Raw genomic sequence first — 18,389 nt, 5'->3', positions numbered from 1 at the left:
CAGCGTCGCCGCCCCTCCCTGACCGCCGCACGGCGAGCTTCCAATCCGTAGCGGCACATCCCGCACGCCGGTCAAGCCGATGCCACCCGCACGCCCCACAAGTCCTCGCCCCGAGCGCACCCCTCGCACACCCCACAACCTCACCCCACCCTCCACACCCCCACCCCGTACTCCCGCCCACCCCCCAACCCCCCGTCCCCCGCCCGAGCCAGAAACAGGGAAAAGCCGGACGCGGTGGCCGGTGCCGACCTACTCTCGAGTTGTGCCAGGCGCGTCGGGTCGGGTGCTTGTTGTGGACGACAACAAGGTCATCCGGCAGCTGATCAGGGTCAATCTCGAGCTGGAGGGTTTCGAGGTGGTGACCGCGGCTGACGGTGCCGAGTGTCTGGATGTGGTGCATCAGGTGCGGCCCGACGTGGTGACGCTCGATGTCGTGATGCCCCGGCTTGACGGGCTCCGTACCGCAGCCCGGCTGCGCAACGATCCCCGGACCCGTGATCTTCCCCTGGCGATCGTCAGCGCTTGTACCTCCTACGAAGTCGACGCCGGGCTGGACGTCGGTGTCGATGCCTTCCTTGCCAAGCCCTTCGAACCTGCCGAACTCGTACGTCTCGTAAGGCAGTTGATCGAGCGGCAGCGGGGCGGGGGGAACAGGGGGGAGAGCGATTCTCAGTCCGAGGTCGGGAGCGGGCTCGGCGTCGGCGAGGCCGAGCGCGCCGGCCGCGGCGCCGCCGGCTGACAGTCCCGTATCTCGGTTCTACATCTCAGTTCCCGCCTATGTCTTGGTTGCCCATCCCGCAGCTTCGCGGCACCCCACCCGGGGACCCCACCCCCGGCGCCCTGGGCCTCTGGCGCCCGCTCCCGCATCGCTGGTCCTTGGTCCCCGGCCTGCCCCCTAGGCCCCATGGCCTCGTAGGCCCCATGGGCCCCTAGGCCTCATGGCCCCTGGCCATTGATCCCTCACCCCCGCACCCACAATCCCCACCGCCCGGCACCCACAACCCCCACCCCCCCGCACCCACAACCCCCACCCGCCCGCCACCCGCAAGCCCCCCCCACAACCCCCACCCCCCGGCCCTCGCCCCCGTCCACATCCCGGACCCACCCCCAAACCGGCTCGCATACCCACCCCCCTCCTCCCATACGCTTGACCCGTGACCCCCGTCGAGCTGTCCCGCACCGTGCTGCGCGCGGTGCGTTGTGCTGTGGATGCGGGGGAGCTGAGTGTGGTCGTGCCGCGACGGGCCGTCGTCACGCCGCCCGGGCCGGGCGGGTGCGGTGACTACGCCACCGGTATCGCCCTCCAGCTCGCACGGCCCGCCGGGCAGCCGCCGCTGCGGGTCGCCGAGATCCTCCGGCAGCACCTCGCCGGGACGGACGGTGTCGCCGACGTCGTCGTCACCGGGCCGGGGTTCATCAACATCAGCCTTCAACCGGCGGCGGCCCCCGCGGCCGCCCTGACCCGCGAGATCCTGGACGCCGGGCCGGCCTACGGCCACGGCGACTCCCTCGCCGGGCAGGTCGTCGAGCTGCGTATCCCCTACGACGTCCGTGCCGAGGTCGTCGCGGACGCGCTGGTGCGGATCGTCGGTTCGCAAGGGGGGCGCGTCGAGGTCGGGCACCGGGAACCGGTGAACCTCCGGCCCGTGCCGGCCCCCGACGACCCCGCCCAGCTCGGTCCCGACGCCGCCCGCTGGGCGCTGCTGCACCCCGCCGCCCACGACCGGCCCCGTATCACCGCCGACCACCTGGTCCAGCGCGAGAGCAACCCTCTCTTCCGCGTCCGTTACGCCTACGCCCGCACCCGGGCCGTCGCCCGTAACGCCGCCGATCTGGGCTTCACCCGCGAGCCCGGAACACTCGCGGCACCTGAAGGACACGGAGCACCCGGAGCCGTACAGGGAGACCCTCCGCACTCCGTCCAGCTCCTCACCGTCCTCGCCGACCACCCCCGCGTCCTCGCACGTGCGGCAGCACACCGCACGCCCGACAGCCTGGCCCGGCACCTCGTCACCGTCGCCGATGCCGTCCTCGCCGTCCTGCCCGCCGTGCTTCCGCGCGGCGACGAGAAACCCTCGGCCGCCCACCGCGCCCGGCTCGCGCTCGCCGAAGCCGCCGGGGCGGTGCTGGCCGGCGGCCTGTCCCTGCTCGGCATCGACGCACCCGATCACCTGTGACGCACCCGATCACCCGTGACGCATCCCGATCACCTGTGACGCACACAGAAAGCCACCCGAGAAAATGAGCCGTTCCGCACACCCCGCCGGGCCCCGTCACGCCGACGTCCTTCCCGAGGGCCACTACTCCGCCCCGCCCACCGACCTCAACGTGCTCGACCCGAAGGTCTGGGCCCACACGGTCACCCGTGACGAGGACGGCGTGGCCACCGTCGGCGGCGTCGACGTCAAGACGCTCGCCGAGCGCCACGGCACCCCCGCCTACATCCTCGACGAGGCCGACTTCCGGGCCCGGGCTCGTGCCTGGCGCAGCGCCTTCGGGGCCGACGCCGACGTCTTCTACGCCGGCAAGGCCTTCCTCTCCCGTGCCGTCGTGCGCTGGCTGCACGAGGAGGGGCTCAACCTCGACGTCTGTTCAGGCGGCGAGCTCGCCACCGCGCTCTCGGCCGGCATGCCCGCCGACCGCATCGCCTTCCACGGCAACAACAAGTCGGTGGAGGAGATCCGCCGCGCGGTCACCGAGGGCGTCGGCCGTATCGTCCTCGACTCCTTCCAGGAGATCGTCCGCGTCGCGCACATCGCACAGGAGCTGGGCAAGCGGCAGCGGGTGCAGATCCGGATCACGGTCGGCGTCGAGGCGCACACGCACGAGTTCATCGCCACCGCCCACGAGGACCAGAAGTTCGGCATCCCGCTCGCCGGGGGACAGGCCGCCGAGGCCGTACGGCGCGCTCTCCGGCTCGACGGGCTCGAGCTGATCGGGATCCACTCGCACATCGGCTCGCAGATCTTCGACATGTCCGGGTTCGAGGTCGCCGCGCACCGCGTGGTCGGGCTGCTCAAGGACATCCGGGACGAGCACGGCGTCGAGCTGCCCGAGATCGACCTGGGCGGCGGGCTCGGGATCGCGTACACCAGTGACGACGACCCGCGTGAGCCGCACGAGATCGCCAAGGCCCTCACCGAGATCGTCAGCCGCGAGTGCGACGCCGCCAAGCTGCGCACGCCCCGCATCTCCGTCGAGCCCGGCCGCGCCATCGTCGGCCCGACCGCCTTCACGCTCTACGAGGTCGGCACCATCAAGCCCCTCGACGGCCTGCGCACGTACGTCTCCGTCGACGGCGGCATGTCGGACAACATCCGCACCGCGCTCTACGACGCCGAGTACAGCGTCGCCCTGCTCTCGCGCACCTCCGACGCCGAGCCGATGCTGGCCCGGGTCGTCGGCAAGCACTGCGAGAGCGGGGACATCGTGGTGAAGGACGCGTTCCTGCCGGCCGACCTGGCACCGGGTGACCTCATCGCGGTGCCCGCGACGGGCGCGTACTGCCGCTCCATGGCGAGCAACTACAACCACGTCCTGCGGCCGCCGGTCGTCGCCGTGAGCGACGGCGAGGCCCGCGTCATCGTCCGCCGCGAGACGGAGGAGGACCTGCTGCGCCTCGACGTCGGCTGAGCCGGCGCAGGGAACCGGAGCAGGAAAGGGGTGGAAGATGGAAGATCTCCTGTCTTCCACCACCGTACAAATGAAATCGATGTCTCACGATCCGGACATGGGATAGAAAGTCCCGTCCGGTGAGTGAGACTGGTCCAACCGTAGCCGGTATGAGGAAACGAGGTCGGATGATGCGTACGCGTCCGCTGAAGGTGGCGCTGCTGGGCTGTGGGGTTGTCGGCTCAGAGGTGGCGCGCATCATGACGACGCACGCCGACGACCTCGCCGCCCGGATCGGCGCACCCGTGGAGCTCGCGGGTGTGGCCGTGCGCCGGCCGTCCAAGGTGCGCGAGGGCATCGACCCCTCCCTCGTCACCACCGACGCCACCGCCCTCGTCAAACGCGGCGACATCGACGTCGTGGTCGAGGTCATCGGCGGCATCGAGCCCGCCCGCTCCCTCATCACCGCCGCCTTCGAGCACGGCGCCTCCGTCGTCTCCGCCAACAAGGCGCTGCTCGCCCAGGACGGCGCGGCCCTGCACGCCGCCGCGGACGGGCACGGCAAGGACCTCTACTACGAGGCCGCCGTCGCCGGTGCCATCCCGCTGATCCGCCCGCTGCGCGAGTCCCTCGCGGGCGACAAGGTCAACCGCGTCCTCGGGATCGTCAACGGCACCACCAACTTCATCCTCGACAAGATGGACTCGACGGGCGCCGGCTACCAGGAGGCCCTCGACGAGGCCACCGCCCTGGGGTACGCCGAGGCCGACCCGACCGCCGACGTCGAGGGCTTCGACGCCGCCGCCAAGGCCGCGATCCTGGCGGGCATCGCCTTCCACTCGCGGGTGCGCCTCGACGACGTCTACCGCGAGGGCATGACCGAGGTCACCGCCGCCGACTTCCGCTCGGCGAAGGAGATGGGCTGCACCATCAAGCTGCTCGCCATCTGCGAGCGGGCCGGGGACGGCCGGTCCGTCACCGCGCGTGTGCACCCCGCGATGATTCCGCTGAGCCACCCCCTCGCCTCCGTACGCGGCGCCTACAACGCGGTGTTCGTGGAGTCCGACGCCTCCGGGCAGCTCATGTTCTACGGCCCCGGGGCCGGCGGCGCGCCCACCGCCTCCGCCGTGCTCGGCGACCTCGTCGCCGTCTGCCGCAACCGGCTGAGCGGGTCGACCGGTCCGGGCGAGTCGGCGTACGCCGCGCTGCCCGTGTCGGGCATGGGCGACGTGGTGACGCGCTATCACATCAGCCTCGACGTGGCCGACAAACCGGGCGTTCTCGCCCAGGTCGCCACGGTGTTCTCCGAGCACGGAGTGTCGATCGATACGGTTCGGCAGCAAGGACGGCAGGACGGGGGCGGCGACGCGTCCCTCGTCGTCGTCACCCATCGCGCGTCCGACGCGTCCCTGAGCGGGACCGTCGAGGCGCTGCGCAAGCTCGACACCGTGCGGGGTGTCGCCAGCATCATGCGGGTTGAAGGAGAGTAACCAGCAATGACCCACCAGTGGCGCGGAATCATCGAGGAGTACCGGGACCGGCTGCCCGTCTCCGACACCACGCCGGTCGTGACGCTCCGCGAGGGCGGCACGCCCCTCGTGCCCGCGCAGGTGCTCTCCGAGCGCACGGGCTGCGAGGTCCACCTCAAGGTGGAGGGCGCGAACCCGACCGGGTCCTTCAAGGACCGGGGTATGACCATGGCCATCACCAAGGCCAAGGAGGAGGGCGCGCAGGCCGTCATCTGCGCCTCCACCGGCAACACCTCGGCCAGCGCCGCCGCGTACGCCGTGCGGGCCGGCATGGTTTCGGCCGTTCTCGTCCCGCAGGGCAAGATCGCGCTCGGCAAGATGGGCCAGGCGCTGGTGCACGGCGCCAAGATCCTCCAGGTCGACGGAAACTTCGACGACTGCCTCACCCTCGCCCGCGCGCTGAGCGAGAACTACCCTGTGGCGCTGGTGAATTCGGTCAATCCGGTGCGTATCGAGGGCCAGAAGACGGCCGCCTTCGAGATCGTCGACATGCTCGGCGACGCGCCCGACGTCCACGTCCTCCCGGTCGGCAACGCGGGCAACATCACGGCCTACTGGAAGGGCTACAAGGAGTACGCCGTCGACGGCGTGGCCACCCGCACACCCCGGATGTGGGGCTTCCAGGCGTCCGGCAGCGCCCCGATCGTGCGCGGCGAGATCGTCAAGGACCCCTCGACCATCGCCACCGCGATCCGCATCGGCAACCCGGCCTCCTGGCAGTACGCGCTGGCCGCGCGGGACGAGTCCGGCGGCTTCATCGACGAGGTGACGGACCGTGAGATCCTGCGCGCCTACCGGCTGTTGGCCGCTCAGGAGGGTGTCTTCGTCGAGCCCGCGTCGGCCGCGTCCGTGGCCGGTCTGCTGAAGGCGGCCGAGCAGGGCAAGGTCGACCCGGGCCAGCGCATCGTGTGCACGGTGACCGGAAACGGCCTCAAGGACCCCGACTGGGCCGTCGCCGGCGCCCCGCAGCCGGTCACCGTTCCGGTCGACGCCGTGGCCGCGGCCGAGCGCCTCGGTCTGGCCTGAGCGGGAACTCCCGCCCAGGGGTGCACAGGGGGCTTACGGCACGCATCGTGCGCCTCCTGTGCGCCCTATGTCGCCACAGAAGCTTCCTTCGATAGGCTGTAACTGAACCCGCCCGCCGCATATGCCTCCGCATGGAGCATGTGGACGGTGCCGCGCCGCCCGAGCGGCCCGAGGGTCTCCGCGTACGTACCCGATGTCGTATCGAACGTCTTCGACCATCACGCAGCTCTAAGGAGAGTCATCGAGAGATGGCCGGTCCTGCATTCCGCGCCGCAGCCGTAAGGGTGCGTGTCCCCGCCACCAGCGCCAACCTCGGCCCGGGCTTCGACGCCCTCGGCCTCTCGCTGGGGCTCTACGACGACGTGGTCGTCCGGGTGGCCGACACGGGGCTGCACATCGACATCGCGGGCGAGGGCAGCGAGACGCTGCCGCGTGATGAGAAGCACCTGCTCGTACGGTCCCTGCGCACCGCCTTCGACCTGCTCGGCGGGCAGCCGCGCGGCCTGGAGATCGTGTGCGCCAACCGCATTCCGCACGGCCGCGGCCTCGGCTCCTCCTCGGCCGCCATCTGCGCCGGCATCGTCGCCGCGCGCGCCGTGACCATAGGCGGGGAGCCGAAGCTCGACGACACGGCCCTGCTCGAGCTCGCCACCGAGATCGAGGGGCATCCCGACAACGTGGCGGCCTGTCTGCTCGGCGGTTTCACGCTCTCCTGGATGGAGGCGGGTGCCGCGCGTGCGATCAGGATGGACGCCGCCGATTCCATCGTTCCGGTGGTTTTCGTGCCCGGAAAGCCGGTCCTGACCGAGACCGCGCGCGGCCTGCTGCCGCGCACCGTGCCGCACGTCGATGCCGCCACCAACGCGGGCCGAGCGGCCCTGCTCGTCGAGGCCCTCACCCGGCGCCCCGAGCTGCTGCTGCCCGCCACCGAGGACCGTCTCCACCAGGAGTACCGCGCGCCCGCCATGCCCGAGAGCGCCGCGCTGGTGGAGCGACTGCGGGCCGACGGAGTCCCGGCAGTCATCTCCGGAGCCGGACCCACCGTGCTCGCGCTGGCCGACGCCGACAGTGCCGACAAGGTGGCCGATGTGGCAGGTGAGGGCTGGGCCGCGAACCGGCTCGAGCTCGATGCCGAGGGAGCGAGCGTGCTGCCGCTTGCGACCTGACACACGGTTGCCGGATTTCGAGAGGGGGAATGTTTGTTGGATCCGGTAGTGTTAATCTCAAGTCTGCACCCGACCCCACCATGGCGAGGTGCTTCGTGTCCCAGTCCGGGACAGACATTCTTCCGGGAGCCTCCCAAGCCGCACGGTGTTCCGTACGACGTACGCGGGCAGTACCTCGTACGCGAGCACTGAGCGACTTGCCGGGCACGCTCCGGAATCGGTGCGACCGAGCCACGTGACGCCGACACTGGGTGCCACGGCCACGGCTCCGGGAAGCGCCATCCCAAGATATTGCCTCCGCCACCTTTGGCGGACCACCGCCCCGGCACGGTCCAGACAGCAAGGACCGCAGCCGGAAGCACAACCGGTCGCCGAGCCAGACAGGCCGACGTCCGCTCCAGGGAAGGACCCTTCGTGAGCGACACCACCGATCTGATGGGCGCACGAGTCGAGGAGACTGCTGCCGCGCCCGCCACGGACGCCGCCGCGCCTGCCACCGGTGCAGGCTCCCGGCGACGCCGCGGTACCGGCCTCGACGGCATGGTGCTGGCCGAGCTGCAGCAGGTCGCATCCGGCCTCGGGATCAGGGGCACGGCGCGCATGCGCAAGAGCCAGCTGATCGAGGTCATCAAGGAGGCGCAGGCCGGGGGAGGTGCCGCCGCCCCGGCCAAGGCAGCCGAGGGCGCCGCCGAGACCAAGCCCAAGCGCCGCGCCACCTCCAGGTCCCGCACGGGTGACGAGGCCGCCGCCGAGAAGAAGGCGGCCGCCCCGGCCGAGAAGGCCGTCGCCCAGCAGCAGATCGAGATTCCCGGCCAGCCGGCCGGCGGCCCCTCCCGTGACGGGCAGGAGGACGCTCCCGGCGAGCGCCGCCGCCGTCGCGCCACCGCCGAGGCGGGCAGCCCCGAGACGGTCGCCGCCGAGGCGAAGAGCGAGCCGAAGGCCGAGACGCCCGCCGCGCAGAACGAGTCCAAGGGCCAGGGCCAGAACGACGCCAAGGGCGACGCCGGTGACGGCGAGGGCCGTGGCCGCCGCGACCGCCGTGACCGTGACCGCGGCCGTGACCGCGGCGACCGCGGTGACCGCCGTGGCAACAAGGGCGACGACCAGCAGGGCCAGGGCGGCCAGCGCGGTCAGCAGAACCAGCAGCAGGGCGGCGGCCGCCAGCAGCGCGACAACGGCCCGCAGGACGACGACGACTTCGAGGGCGGCCGCCGTGGCCGTCGCGGCCGCTACCGCGACCGTCGTGGCCGTCGCGGCCGTGACGACATGGCCGGCGAGCCGCAGATCACCGAGGACGACGTCCTGATCCCGGTCGCGGGCATCCTGGACATCCTCGACAACTACGCGTTCATCCGGACCTCCGGCTACCTGCCGGGCCCGAACGACGTGTACGTCTCGCTCGCCCAGGTCCGCAAGAACGGCCTGCGCAAGGGTGACCACATCACCGGCGCGGTCCGTCAGCCCAAGGAAGGCGAGCGGCGCGAGAAGTTCAACGCGCTCGTCCGCCTCGACTCCGTCAACGGCATGGCGCCCGAACACGGCCGCGGCCGCCCGGAGTTCAACAAGCTGACGCCGCTGTACCCGCAGGACCGCCTCCGCCTGGAGACGGACCCGGGCGTGCTGACGACCCGGATCATCGACCTCGTGTCGCCGATCGGCAAGGGCCAGCGCGGTCTGATCGTGGCCCCGCCGAAGACCGGCAAGACCATGATCATGCAGGCGATCGCCAACGCGATCACGCACAACAACCCCGAGTGCCACCTGATGGTCGTCCTGGTCGACGAGCGTCCGGAAGAGGTCACCGACATGCAGCGGTCGGTCAAGGGCGAGGTCATCTCCTCGACCTTCGACCGCCCGGCCGAGGACCACACCACGGTCGCCGAGCTCGCCATCGAGCGCGCCAAGCGCCTGGTGGAGCTGGGCCACGACGTGGTCGTGCTGCTCGACTCGATCACGCGTCTGGGCCGCGCCTACAACCTGGCGGCGCCGGCCTCCGGCCGCATCCTGTCCGGTGGTGTCGACTCGACCGCGCTGTACCCCCCGAAGCGCTTCTTCGGTGCGGCCCGCAACATCGAGGACGGCGGCTCGCTGACCATCCTCGCCACCGCGCTGGTGGACACCGGGTCCCGCATGGACGAGGTGATCTTCGAGGAGTTCAAGGGCACGGGCAACGCCGAGCTCAAGCTCGACCGCAAGCTCGCCGACAAGCGCATCTTCCCGGCGGTGGACGTCGACGCGTCCGGTACCCGTAAGGAAGAGATCCTGCTCGCCAGCGACGAGCTCGCCATCGTCTGGAAGCTGCGCCGGGTGCTGCACGCCCTCGACCAGCAGCAGGCGGTCGAACTGCTCCTCGACAAGATGAAGCAGACGAAGTCGAACGCCGAGTTCCTGATGCAGATCCAGAAGACGACGCCGACGCCCGGCAACGGCGACTGAGACACCGGTCCCAGGAGAGTTCCAAGAGTCTCCCAAGAAAGGCCTCCTTCCGTTCATTTCGGTGACGGGGGGAGGCCTTTCGGCGCTGATAGGGACGGGGCCGCACTCGCGCGCCCCTCCTGTCACTTTGTGCCCTGGGGGGAACACTCTTGTCCACACCCATGTCCGGACGTGGCCGTCACAGACGCCGGATACGTCTCGCCCTGCCCGTGGCCGCCGCCGGCATCGCCGCGGCCGTCGCCGCCGCCCTGCTGAGCTCGTCGGCGAACGCCGCGACCACCGTGCCGACGCCCAAGCTCAAGCCCGCGACCAGCTCCGTCCCGGCCGCCGAGCTGACGCGGCGCGTCAGCGGCGCGCTCGCCACCGACGGCACCGCGGGCGAGACGGTGCCGAAGACGTCCCTCGGCGCGAGCACGTCCACGAGCACGACCGGCTCCTCCGGCTCGACCACCTCCGGCTCCACCGTGAGCCCGTACGTCATCGGCGGCACCGACACCGCCATCACCTCGGCGCCCTGGATGGCGCAGCTCTGGTACTACGACGACCGGGGCACCACGGACGAGAGCGACGACATCGGCTTCTTCTGCGGCGGCACCGTCGTCGCGCCGACGAAGATCCTCACCGCCGCGCACTGCACCAAGGACGAGTCCGGCAAGACCTACAACTGGGCGGCGTACGGCGCCGTCGTCACCGGCACCTCGCAGCTGCCGACCACCGACAGCTCCGGCAACACCGACCTGCACGGCGGCACCGTCTCGCTGCCGCTCAGGCAGTGGACCCACCCGTCGTACAGCCCGACGACGATCAACAACGACATTGCCGTCCTCACCCTCGCGGCGCCGGTCAAGGCCACGCCGATCCGGATGACGACGTCCGGCGACACCGCCTCGTACGCGGGCGGCACCAGCGCCAAGCTCTACGGCTGGGGGCGCACCAGCTCCACCAGTCAGGACATCTCCGAGACGCTGAAGTCGGCCACGCTGACCATGCACGCCGACAGCACCTGCGCCGGCGTCTACGGCACGGACTACGTCAAGGGCCACATGGTCTGCGCCGGCTCGCAGAGCGGCACCGACAGCGGCACGAAGGCGGCCTGCAACGGCGACTCCGGCGGCCCGCTGGTGGTGAACAACCGCATCGTCGGCGTCGTCTCCTGGGGCGTGGTGGACTGTGTGAAGAAGGGCTACTACAGCGTCTTCTCCAAGGTCAGCACCTACATCGGCGCCGCCTACGCGAACGTCGACGACGCCAACCTCAGCTACACCGACGGCAAGGCCGACCTGTTCGTGCGCAGCTCCTCCACCAAGGAGGCGTTCGAGAAGGACTCCAAGGGCAGCTCCTTCGCCGCGCGCGTGTCCCTGGGCTCGTACGACGGCGTCAACCTCGTCCTGCAGACCGACCTGAACCGGGACGGCTACCAGGACCTCGTGCTGCGCCAGAGCTCCACCGGTGACGTGTACTGGCTGCACTACGTGCCCTCGACCGGCTCCTGGTCCAAGACCAGGATGTTCAGCGACTGGAAGACGCGCACCCGCATCGTCACCCCGGGCGACGTCACCGGCGACTACCTGCCCGACGTCCTGTCGGTCGACTCGGCCGGCACCCTGTGGATCTACCCGGGCAAGGGCAACGGCACCTTCTCCACCCGGGTGAAGGTCGGCACGGGCTGGAACCAGTACAACTCCCTGCGCGGCAAGGGGGACTTCACCGGCGACGGCAAGACCGACCTGCTCGCCCGCAAGAGCGGCAGCGACGACCTGTACCTGTACAAGGGCACCGGCAAGTCGGGCACGGGCGCCTTCTCGGCCCGTATCAAGGTGCGCTCGGCGTGGACGGGCTACAACGCCTTCGACGCGATCGGCGACATCAGCGGGGACGGCAAGGCCGACTTCCTGGCCCGCACGCCCGGCGGCACGCTCTACCTGTACAAGGGCACCGGTAAGGCCACGAGCGAGATCTTTGCCACAAGGGTCTCGGTCGGCACCGGTTTCCAGTCGTACGACCTCTTCGGCTGAAACCGCAGGTGAGCGCGGTACGGCTGTAAACGTACGTGACGCACTGTGTCCAGACGTCCACCGTTTGGGCACAGTGCGTTGTGCAACCCTTTCTCGGGTTTCTCCGTCTGACCGGATGGAGTGACGATGGTGCGGTACGACCCGTATCGACAGGCCTGTCCCTGACCTCAGGGGGTATCCGACCGGACGAGAACGAGGAGCACATGACCGCCGAGAGCACGCCGGACCCCGGCATACCGGGAGATCCCGGCACCAGCGGCCCGCGCAACAGCGCCAAGGGCCGACGCCGCAAGCCCCGCAGCAGGCGCCGCAAGGGCCTTCTGATCACGGCCTGGACCGCCGCGGGGATCGTGGTGCTGGGCGGCACCGGAGCCGGATACCTGTACTTCAAGCTCAACGGCAACATCAAGAGCATCGACATCGACTCGGCCCTCGGCACGTCCCGGCCGACGAAGGTCGACAACGGCTCCGAGAACATCCTCGTGCTCGGCTCGGACTCCCGTGCCGGCGGCAACAAGAAGCTCGGCGGCGGCGCCGACGACGGCAGCGCCCGCTCCGACACCGCGATGATCGTGCACGTGTACAAGGGCCACAAGCGGGCCAGCGTGGTCTCCATCCCGCGGGACACCATCATCGACCGCCCCGAGTGCACCGACACCGGCGGCGGCACCCATCCCGCCGCACAGGGCGTGATGTTCAACTCCGCCTATTCCACGGGCGGTGCGGCCTGCGCGGTGAAGACCGTGGAGTCCATCACCGACATCCGCATGGACCACTACCTCGAGGTCGACTTCAAGGGCTTCCAGAAGCTCATCGACGAGCTCGGCGGCGTCCCGATCACGACCACCAAGGCCATCGACGACCGCGAGAGCCACCTCCACCTCAAGGCCGGCACGCACACCCTCGACGGCGAGCAGGCACTCGGCCTGGTCCGCACCCGGCACGGCGTCGGCGACGGCTCCGACCTCGGCCGCATCCAGCTCCAGCAGGCCTTCGTCAAGGCACTGGTCGACCAGGTCAAGCACCTGGGCGTCTTCACCAGCCCGAAGAAGCTCTACGACCTCGCCGACACCGCCACCAAGACCGTGACCGCCGACTCCGACCTGGGGTCGGTGAACTCCCTGATGTCGTTCGCGAACGGCCTCAAGGGCATCGGCTCCTCGAAGATGACCATGGTCACCATGCCGGTGCGGTACGACCCGGCCAACCCCAACCGGGTCATCGTCGAGAAGAGCAAGGCCGAACAGGTCTGGACGGCCCTCAAGAACGACCGGGCCATCCCGAAGTCGGCCACCACCGGGACCGCCACGGGCGAGGCCAAGGGCGTCGTCAGCGCCGGCTGAGACCGTCCCGGAATAGAACAGGCGAACCCCCGGTTTTGGGGGATGGCCCCAGTCCTGGCAGACTGGTACGTCGGCCCCGGTTCACGTTTCCGTATCCCGCGGAGGCGACCCGGCGCCCTCCCGAAACTAGGAGACACCTTGAAGCGCGACATCCACCCCGAGTACGTCGAGACGCAGGTCAGCTGCACCTGTGGCGCGTCGTTCACCACCCGCAGCACGATCTCCAGCGGCACCATCCGCGCCGAGGTCTGCTCCGAGTGCCACCCGTTCTACACGGGCAAGCAGAAGATCCTCGACACCGGTGGCCGTGTGGCCCGCTTCGAGGCCCGCTTCGGCAAGGCTGTAGCCGGCTCCAAGAAGTAGCGGGCTCCCATTCGCCGGTCCACGGCCGCGCCCTTCACAGGCGCGCCGGGACCGGCGTTTTTGGTCGTCCGCCTTTCCTTCCTTTCCGCATTCAGGAGCCCAAGATGTTCGAGGCCGTCGAGGAACTCGTCGGTGAGCACGCCGATCTGGAGACGAAGCTCGCCGACCCGTCGGTCCACGCCGACCAGGCCAACGCGCGCAAGCTGAACAAGCGCTACGCCGAGCTCACCCCGATCGTCGCCACGTACCGCACCTGGAAGCAGACCGGCGACGACATCGACACCGCGCGCGAACTCGCCGCGGACGACCCGGACTTCGCCGCCGAGGTGAAGGAGCTGGAGAAGCAGCGCGAGGAGCTCACCGAGAAGCTGCGCCTGCTGCTGGTCCCGCGCGACCCCAGCGACGACAAGGACGTCATCCTCGAGATCAAGGCGGGCGCGGGCGGCGACGAGTCGGCGCTGTTCGCCGGCGACCTGCTGCGCATGTACCTGCGCTACGCCGAGCGTGTCGGCTGGAAGACCGAGATCATCGACGCCACCGAGTCCGAGCTGGGCGGTTACAAGGACGTCCAGGTCGCCGTGAAGACCAAGGGCGGCCAGGGCGCCACCGAGCCCGGGCATGGCGTCTGGGCGCGCCTGAAGTACGAGGGCGGCGTGCACCGGGTGCAGCGCGTGCCGGCGACCGAGTCGCAGGGCCGTATCCACACCTCGGCCGCGGGCGTCCTGGTCACCCCGGAGGCCGAGGAGGTCGACGTGGAGATCAACCCCAACGACCTCCGCATCGACGTCTACCGCTCCTCCGGACCCGGCGGCCAGTCCGTCAACACGACCGACTCCGCGGTGCGCATCACGCACATCCCGACCGGAGTGGTCGCCTCCTGCCAGAACGAGAAGAGCCAGCTGCAGAACAAGGAGCAGGCACTGCGTATCCTGCGCTCCAGGCTGCTCGCAGCGGCGCAGGAGGAGGCGGAGAGGGAGGCCGCCGACGCCCGCCGCAGCCAGGTCCGCACCGTCGACCGCTCCGAGAAGATCCGTACGTACAACTTCCCGGAGAATCGCATTTCGGACCACCGCGTGGGCTTCAAGGCGTACAACCTTGACCAGGTCCTGGACGGCGACCTCGACGCGGTGATCCAGGCCTGCGTCGACGCGGACTCGGCGGCGAAGCTGGCCGCCGCATAAAGGCCGTACGCACGACCCAGTACGACACGGAGGACTTGCGTGAACCTGCTGCTCGCAGAGGTGGCACAGGCCACCCAGCGGCTGGCCGACGCCGGCGTGCCCTCGCCGCGCAACGACGCGGAGGAGCTCGCCGCGTTCGTGCACGGCGTGAAGCGGGGCGAGCTGCACTCCGTGAAGAACGCGGACTTCGACGCCCGCTACTGGGAGGTCATCGCCCGGCGCGAGCAGCGTGAGCCGCTCCAGCACATCACCGGGCGGGCCTACTTCCGGTACCTCGAACTCCAGGTGGGGCCGGGCGTGTTCGTGCCGCGCCCGGAGACCGAGTCCGTGGTCGGGTGGGCCATAGACGCCGTACGGGCCATGGACGTCGTGGAGCCGTGCATCGTCGACCTGTGCACCGGCTCCGGCGCCATCGCGCTCGCCCTGGCCCAGGAGGTGCCGCGCTCGCGCGTGCACGCCGTGGAGCTCTCCGAGGACGCGCTCCAGTGGGCCCGCAAGAACGTGGCCGGCTCCAGGGTCGACCTGCGTCAGGGCAACGCCCTGGAGGCCTTCCGCGACCTCGACGGCCAGGTCGACCTGGTCGTCTCCAACCCGCCCTACATCCCGCTGACCGAGTGGGAGTACGTCGCTCCCGAGGCGCGGGACTACGATCCCGAACTCGCCCTGTTCTCGGGTGAGGACGGCCTCGAACTCATCCGCGGTCTGGAGCGGACCGCACACCGGCTGCTGCGCCCCGGCGGCGTCGTCGTCATCGAGCACGCCGACACCCAGGGCGGCCAGGTGCCGTGGATCTTCACCGAGGAGCGGGGCTGGGCCGACGCGGCCGACCACCCGGACCTCAACAACCGTCCGCGGTTCGCGACCGCCCGCAAGGCGCTGCCGTGACCGCCCCCCACACCTTTTCCCGGACGTACGTGTACGAGGAGGCCCGCTAGACATGGCTCGGCGATACGACACCAATGACGCGACCGACCGCACCACCGGTCTGCGCGAAGCCGCGTCCGCCGTCCGCCGTGGCGAGCTCGTGGTCCTCCCGACCGACACGGTGTACGGCATCGGCGCGGACGCGTTCTCCTCGGAGGCCGTCGGCGACCTGCTGGAGGCCAAGGGCCGGGGCCGCAACATGCCCTCCCCGGTGCTGATCGGCTCCCCGAACACGCTCCACGGTCTCGTCACGGACTTCTCCGAGATGGCCTGGGAGCTCGTCGACGCCTTCTGGCCGGGCGCGCTCACCATCGTCGCCAAGCACCAGCCCTCGCTCCAGTGGGACCTGGGCGAGACCCGGGGCACCGTCGCCGTGCGCATGCCGCTGCACCCGGTCGCCATCGAGCTGCTGACCGAGGTCGGCCCGATGGCCGTCTCCTCCGCCAACCTCACCGGGCACCCGTCGCCGGAGACCTGCGACGCCGCGCAGGACATGCTCGGCGACTCCGTCTCCGTCTACCTCGACGGCGGCCCGACGCCCGGCAACATCCCGTCCTCCATCGTGGACGTCACCGGCCCCGTGCCGGTGCTGCTGCGCGAGGGCGCGCTGTCGCCGGAGGAGCTGCGCAAGGTCGTACCCGACCTCGAGGTGGCCAATTGACAGCCCCTGACGCGGGGCGTGGCATAGGCAACGGGGAACGGGCGACGGAGATCACGACAACGTTTGTCGGGCTCCCACGCGACTGCTTCCGCATCCTCCACGTCAGCACCGGCAACGTGTGCCGCTCGCCCATCACCGAGCGGCTGACCCGCCATTTCGTGACGCAGCGGCTGGGCGTCCTGGGCGGTGCGCTGATCGTGGAGAGCGCGGGCACCTGGGGCCACGAGGGCGCGCCCATGGAGGCCAACGCGGAGCGGGTCCTCGCCGACTTCGGCGCGGACGCCTCCGGCTTCACCGGCCGTGAACTGCTCGACGAGCACGTCATCATGGCCGACCTCGTCCTGACGGCGACCCGCGACCACCGCGCCCAGGTCATCTCCATGGGCCACTCGGCGGGCCTGCGCACCTTCACCCTGAAGGAGTTCACCCGCCTGGTCCGGGCGATCGACCCCACGACGCTGCCCCCGCTGGAGGACGGCGTGGTCGCGCGCGCCCGCGCCCTGGTCCGCGCCGCCGCCGCTCTACGCGGGTGGCTCCTGGCCCCGACGGCCGAGGCGGACGAGGTATACGACCCCTACGGCGCCCCGCTGACGTTCTTCCGCTCCATCGGCGACGAGATACACCAGGCACTCGATCCCGTGGTGACGGCGCTGACCGGGCTGCCCGCAAGGATGTAAGTACCGCGCACCCCAGGTGTCCCGGGCCTACATTGGTCGTACGTCATCGTCGACGCCCGGAGCCCACCATGCCGGTCACCCATGCCCCTCAGACCGCCGACGTCCTGCGGCAGCAGGACCCCGAGCTGGCCGAGATCCTGCTCGGGGAGCTCGACCGGCAGTCGACGACGCTCCAGCTCGTGGCCGCCGAGAACTTCACCTCGCCGGCCGTCCTGGCCGCGCTCGGCTCGCCGCTCGCCAACAAGTACGCCGAGGGATATCCGGGCGCCCGGCACCACGGCGGCTGTGAGATCGTCGACATGGCCGAACGCGTGGCCGTGGCACGCGCGAAGGCCCTCTTCGGCGCCGAGCACGCCAACGTCCAGTCCCACTCGGGCTCCTCGGCCGTCCTCGCCGCCTACGCCGCCCTGCTGCGCCCCGGCGACACCGTCCTCGCCCTCGGCCTGCCCTACGGCGGACACCTCACGCACGGCTCGCCCGCCAACTTCTCCGGCCGCTGGTTCGACTTCGTCGGCTACGGCGTGGACGCCGAGACGGGGCTCATCGACTACGACCAGGTGCGGACGCTCGCGCTGACGCACCGCCCCAAGGCGATCGTGTGCGGCTCCATCGCCTACCCGCGGCACATCGACTACGCCCTCTTCCGCGAGGTCGCCGACGAGGTGGGCGCCTATCTGATCGCCGACGCGGCGCATCCCATCGGGCTCGTCGCCGGGGGAGCGGCGCCCAGCCCGGTGCCGTACGCCGACGTCGTGTGCGCCACCACGCACAAGGTGCTGCGCGGACCGCGCGGCGGCATGATCCTGTGCGGCACCGAGCTCGCGGAACGGGTGGACCGGGCCGTGTTCCCCTTCACCCAGGGCGGCGCGCAGATGCACACCATCGCCGCGAAGGCCGTCGCCTTCGGCGAGGCGGCAACCCCGGCCTTCGCCGCGTACACGCATCAGGTGGTCGCCAACGCGCGGGCGCTCGCGGCCCGGCTGGCCGAACAGGGTCTGGTCGTCACCACCGGCGGCACCGACACCCATCTGATCACCGCCGACCCGGCGCCCCTCGGCGTCGACGGACGCACCGCGCGCGGCCGGCTCGCCGCGGCCGGAATGGTGCTCGACTGCTGCGCGCTGCCGCACGGCGACGCCCGCGGCCTGCGGCTCGGCACGGCCGCGCTGACCACCCAGGGCATGGGAGAGGAGGAGATGGACCGGATCGCCGCCCTGCTCACGGAGGTGCTGCGCGGCGCGACCGACAGCCAGAAGGCGCGTGACGAGGTGCGCGAGCTGACCGGTAGATTTCAGCCGTACCCGGGGTGAGCGGGGGTACCAGCACCCCTGTACACCCGGGTGCAGTCTGCGTGCACAGGCACGCATGCAACCATCGTCGCTACCCGAAAGTCCTCACTCATATGCGTCCGTCGCTAGGGTGTGGGGCTGAGATGGCCAGCGAGACCTGTGGGGAA

At 70.6% G+C, this 18,389-nt stretch carries 15 protein-coding genes; all 15 read left to right on the top strand.

All coding sequences use genetic code 11. The annotated features are described in order from the left end of the window. Nucleotides 1–241 precede the first annotated feature (241 nt). Nucleotides 242–739, top strand: coding sequence for a response regulator (locus tag ACFU97_RS33295; RefSeq protein ID WP_384264164.1), 498 nt, complete (start codon nt 242–244; stop codon nt 737–739). Between the two features lie 415 nt (nt 740–1,154). Further along, complete coding sequence (gene nrtL / locus ACFU97_RS33290; protein WP_384264163.1) at nt 1,155–2,177, top strand: ArgS-related anticodon-binding protein NrtL; 1,023 nt, start codon at nt 1,155–1,157, stop codon at nt 2,175–2,177. A 64-nt stretch (nt 2,178–2,241) separates the two neighbouring features. After that, nucleotides 2,242–3,633 (top strand): diaminopimelate decarboxylase, encoded by a 1,392-nt coding sequence (gene lysA / locus ACFU97_RS33285; RefSeq protein ID WP_384264162.1) that lies wholly within the window; start codon nt 2,242–2,244, stop codon nt 3,631–3,633. A 170-nt stretch (nt 3,634–3,803) separates the two neighbouring features. Beyond that, on the top strand, nt 3,804–5,102 hold the full coding sequence (locus ACFU97_RS33280; RefSeq protein WP_384264212.1) for a homoserine dehydrogenase: 1,299 nt from the start codon (nt 3,804–3,806) through the stop codon (nt 5,100–5,102). 6 nt (nt 5,103–5,108) lie between these two features. Next, on the top strand, nt 5,109–6,167 hold the full coding sequence (gene thrC, locus ACFU97_RS33275) for a threonine synthase (RefSeq protein ID WP_384264161.1): 1,059 nt from the start codon (nt 5,109–5,111) through the stop codon (nt 6,165–6,167). 248 nt (nt 6,168–6,415) lie between these two features. Continuing rightward, nucleotides 6,416–7,333, top strand: coding sequence for a homoserine kinase (gene thrB, locus ACFU97_RS33270; protein WP_384264160.1), 918 nt, complete (start codon nt 6,416–6,418; stop codon nt 7,331–7,333). Nucleotides 7,334–7,747: 414 nt separating this feature from the next. Beyond that, nucleotides 7,748–9,769: a transcription termination factor Rho gene (gene rho / locus ACFU97_RS33265; protein ID WP_384264158.1), complete on the top strand. Its 2,022-nt coding sequence runs from the start codon at nt 7,748–7,750 to the stop codon at nt 9,767–9,769. A gap of 161 nt (nt 9,770–9,930) precedes the next feature. Beyond that, entirely contained in the window at nt 9,931–11,784 is a 1,854-nt protein-coding gene (locus ACFU97_RS33260; protein WP_384264157.1) for a trypsin-like serine protease, read from the top strand. 203 nt (nt 11,785–11,987) lie between these two features. Then, nucleotides 11,988–13,127, top strand: coding sequence for an LCP family protein (locus ACFU97_RS33255; RefSeq protein ID WP_384264156.1), 1,140 nt, complete (start codon nt 11,988–11,990; stop codon nt 13,125–13,127). Nucleotides 13,128–13,265: 138 nt separating this feature from the next. Further along, nucleotides 13,266–13,490 (top strand): 50S ribosomal protein L31, encoded by a 225-nt coding sequence (rpmE, locus tag ACFU97_RS33250; protein WP_031485840.1) that lies wholly within the window; start codon nt 13,266–13,268, stop codon nt 13,488–13,490. Between the two features lie 104 nt (nt 13,491–13,594). Beyond that, nucleotides 13,595–14,671, top strand: coding sequence for a peptide chain release factor 1 (prfA, locus tag ACFU97_RS33245; RefSeq protein WP_384264154.1), 1,077 nt, complete (start codon nt 13,595–13,597; stop codon nt 14,669–14,671). Nucleotides 14,672–14,710: 39 nt separating this feature from the next. After that, entirely contained in the window at nt 14,711–15,556 is an 846-nt protein-coding gene (prmC, locus tag ACFU97_RS33240) for a peptide chain release factor N(5)-glutamine methyltransferase (RefSeq protein ID WP_384264153.1), read from the top strand. Between the two features lie 52 nt (nt 15,557–15,608). Then, on the top strand, nt 15,609–16,256 hold the full coding sequence (locus tag ACFU97_RS33235; protein WP_384264151.1) for an L-threonylcarbamoyladenylate synthase: 648 nt from the start codon (nt 15,609–15,611) through the stop codon (nt 16,254–16,256). Beyond that, on the top strand, nt 16,253–16,933 hold the full coding sequence (locus tag ACFU97_RS33230; RefSeq protein ID WP_384264150.1) for a protein-tyrosine-phosphatase: 681 nt from the start codon (nt 16,253–16,255) through the stop codon (nt 16,931–16,933). The genes ACFU97_RS33235 and ACFU97_RS33230 overlap by 4 nt, the downstream gene beginning before the upstream one ends. Nucleotides 16,934–17,001: 68 nt before the next feature. Continuing rightward, complete coding sequence (gene glyA, locus ACFU97_RS33225; RefSeq protein ID WP_384264149.1) at nt 17,002–18,243, top strand: serine hydroxymethyltransferase; 1,242 nt, start codon at nt 17,002–17,004, stop codon at nt 18,241–18,243. Nucleotides 18,244–18,389 lie beyond the last annotated feature (146 nt).

The sequence above is a fragment of the Streptomyces sp. NPDC057616 genome, from assembly GCF_042800575.1.
Taxonomy (GTDB): Bacteria; Actinomycetota; Actinomycetes; order Streptomycetales; family Streptomycetaceae; genus Streptomyces.
The sequence above is the reverse complement of the archived record's forward strand: the minus strand, read 5'-3'. Positions and strand labels throughout refer to the sequence as shown.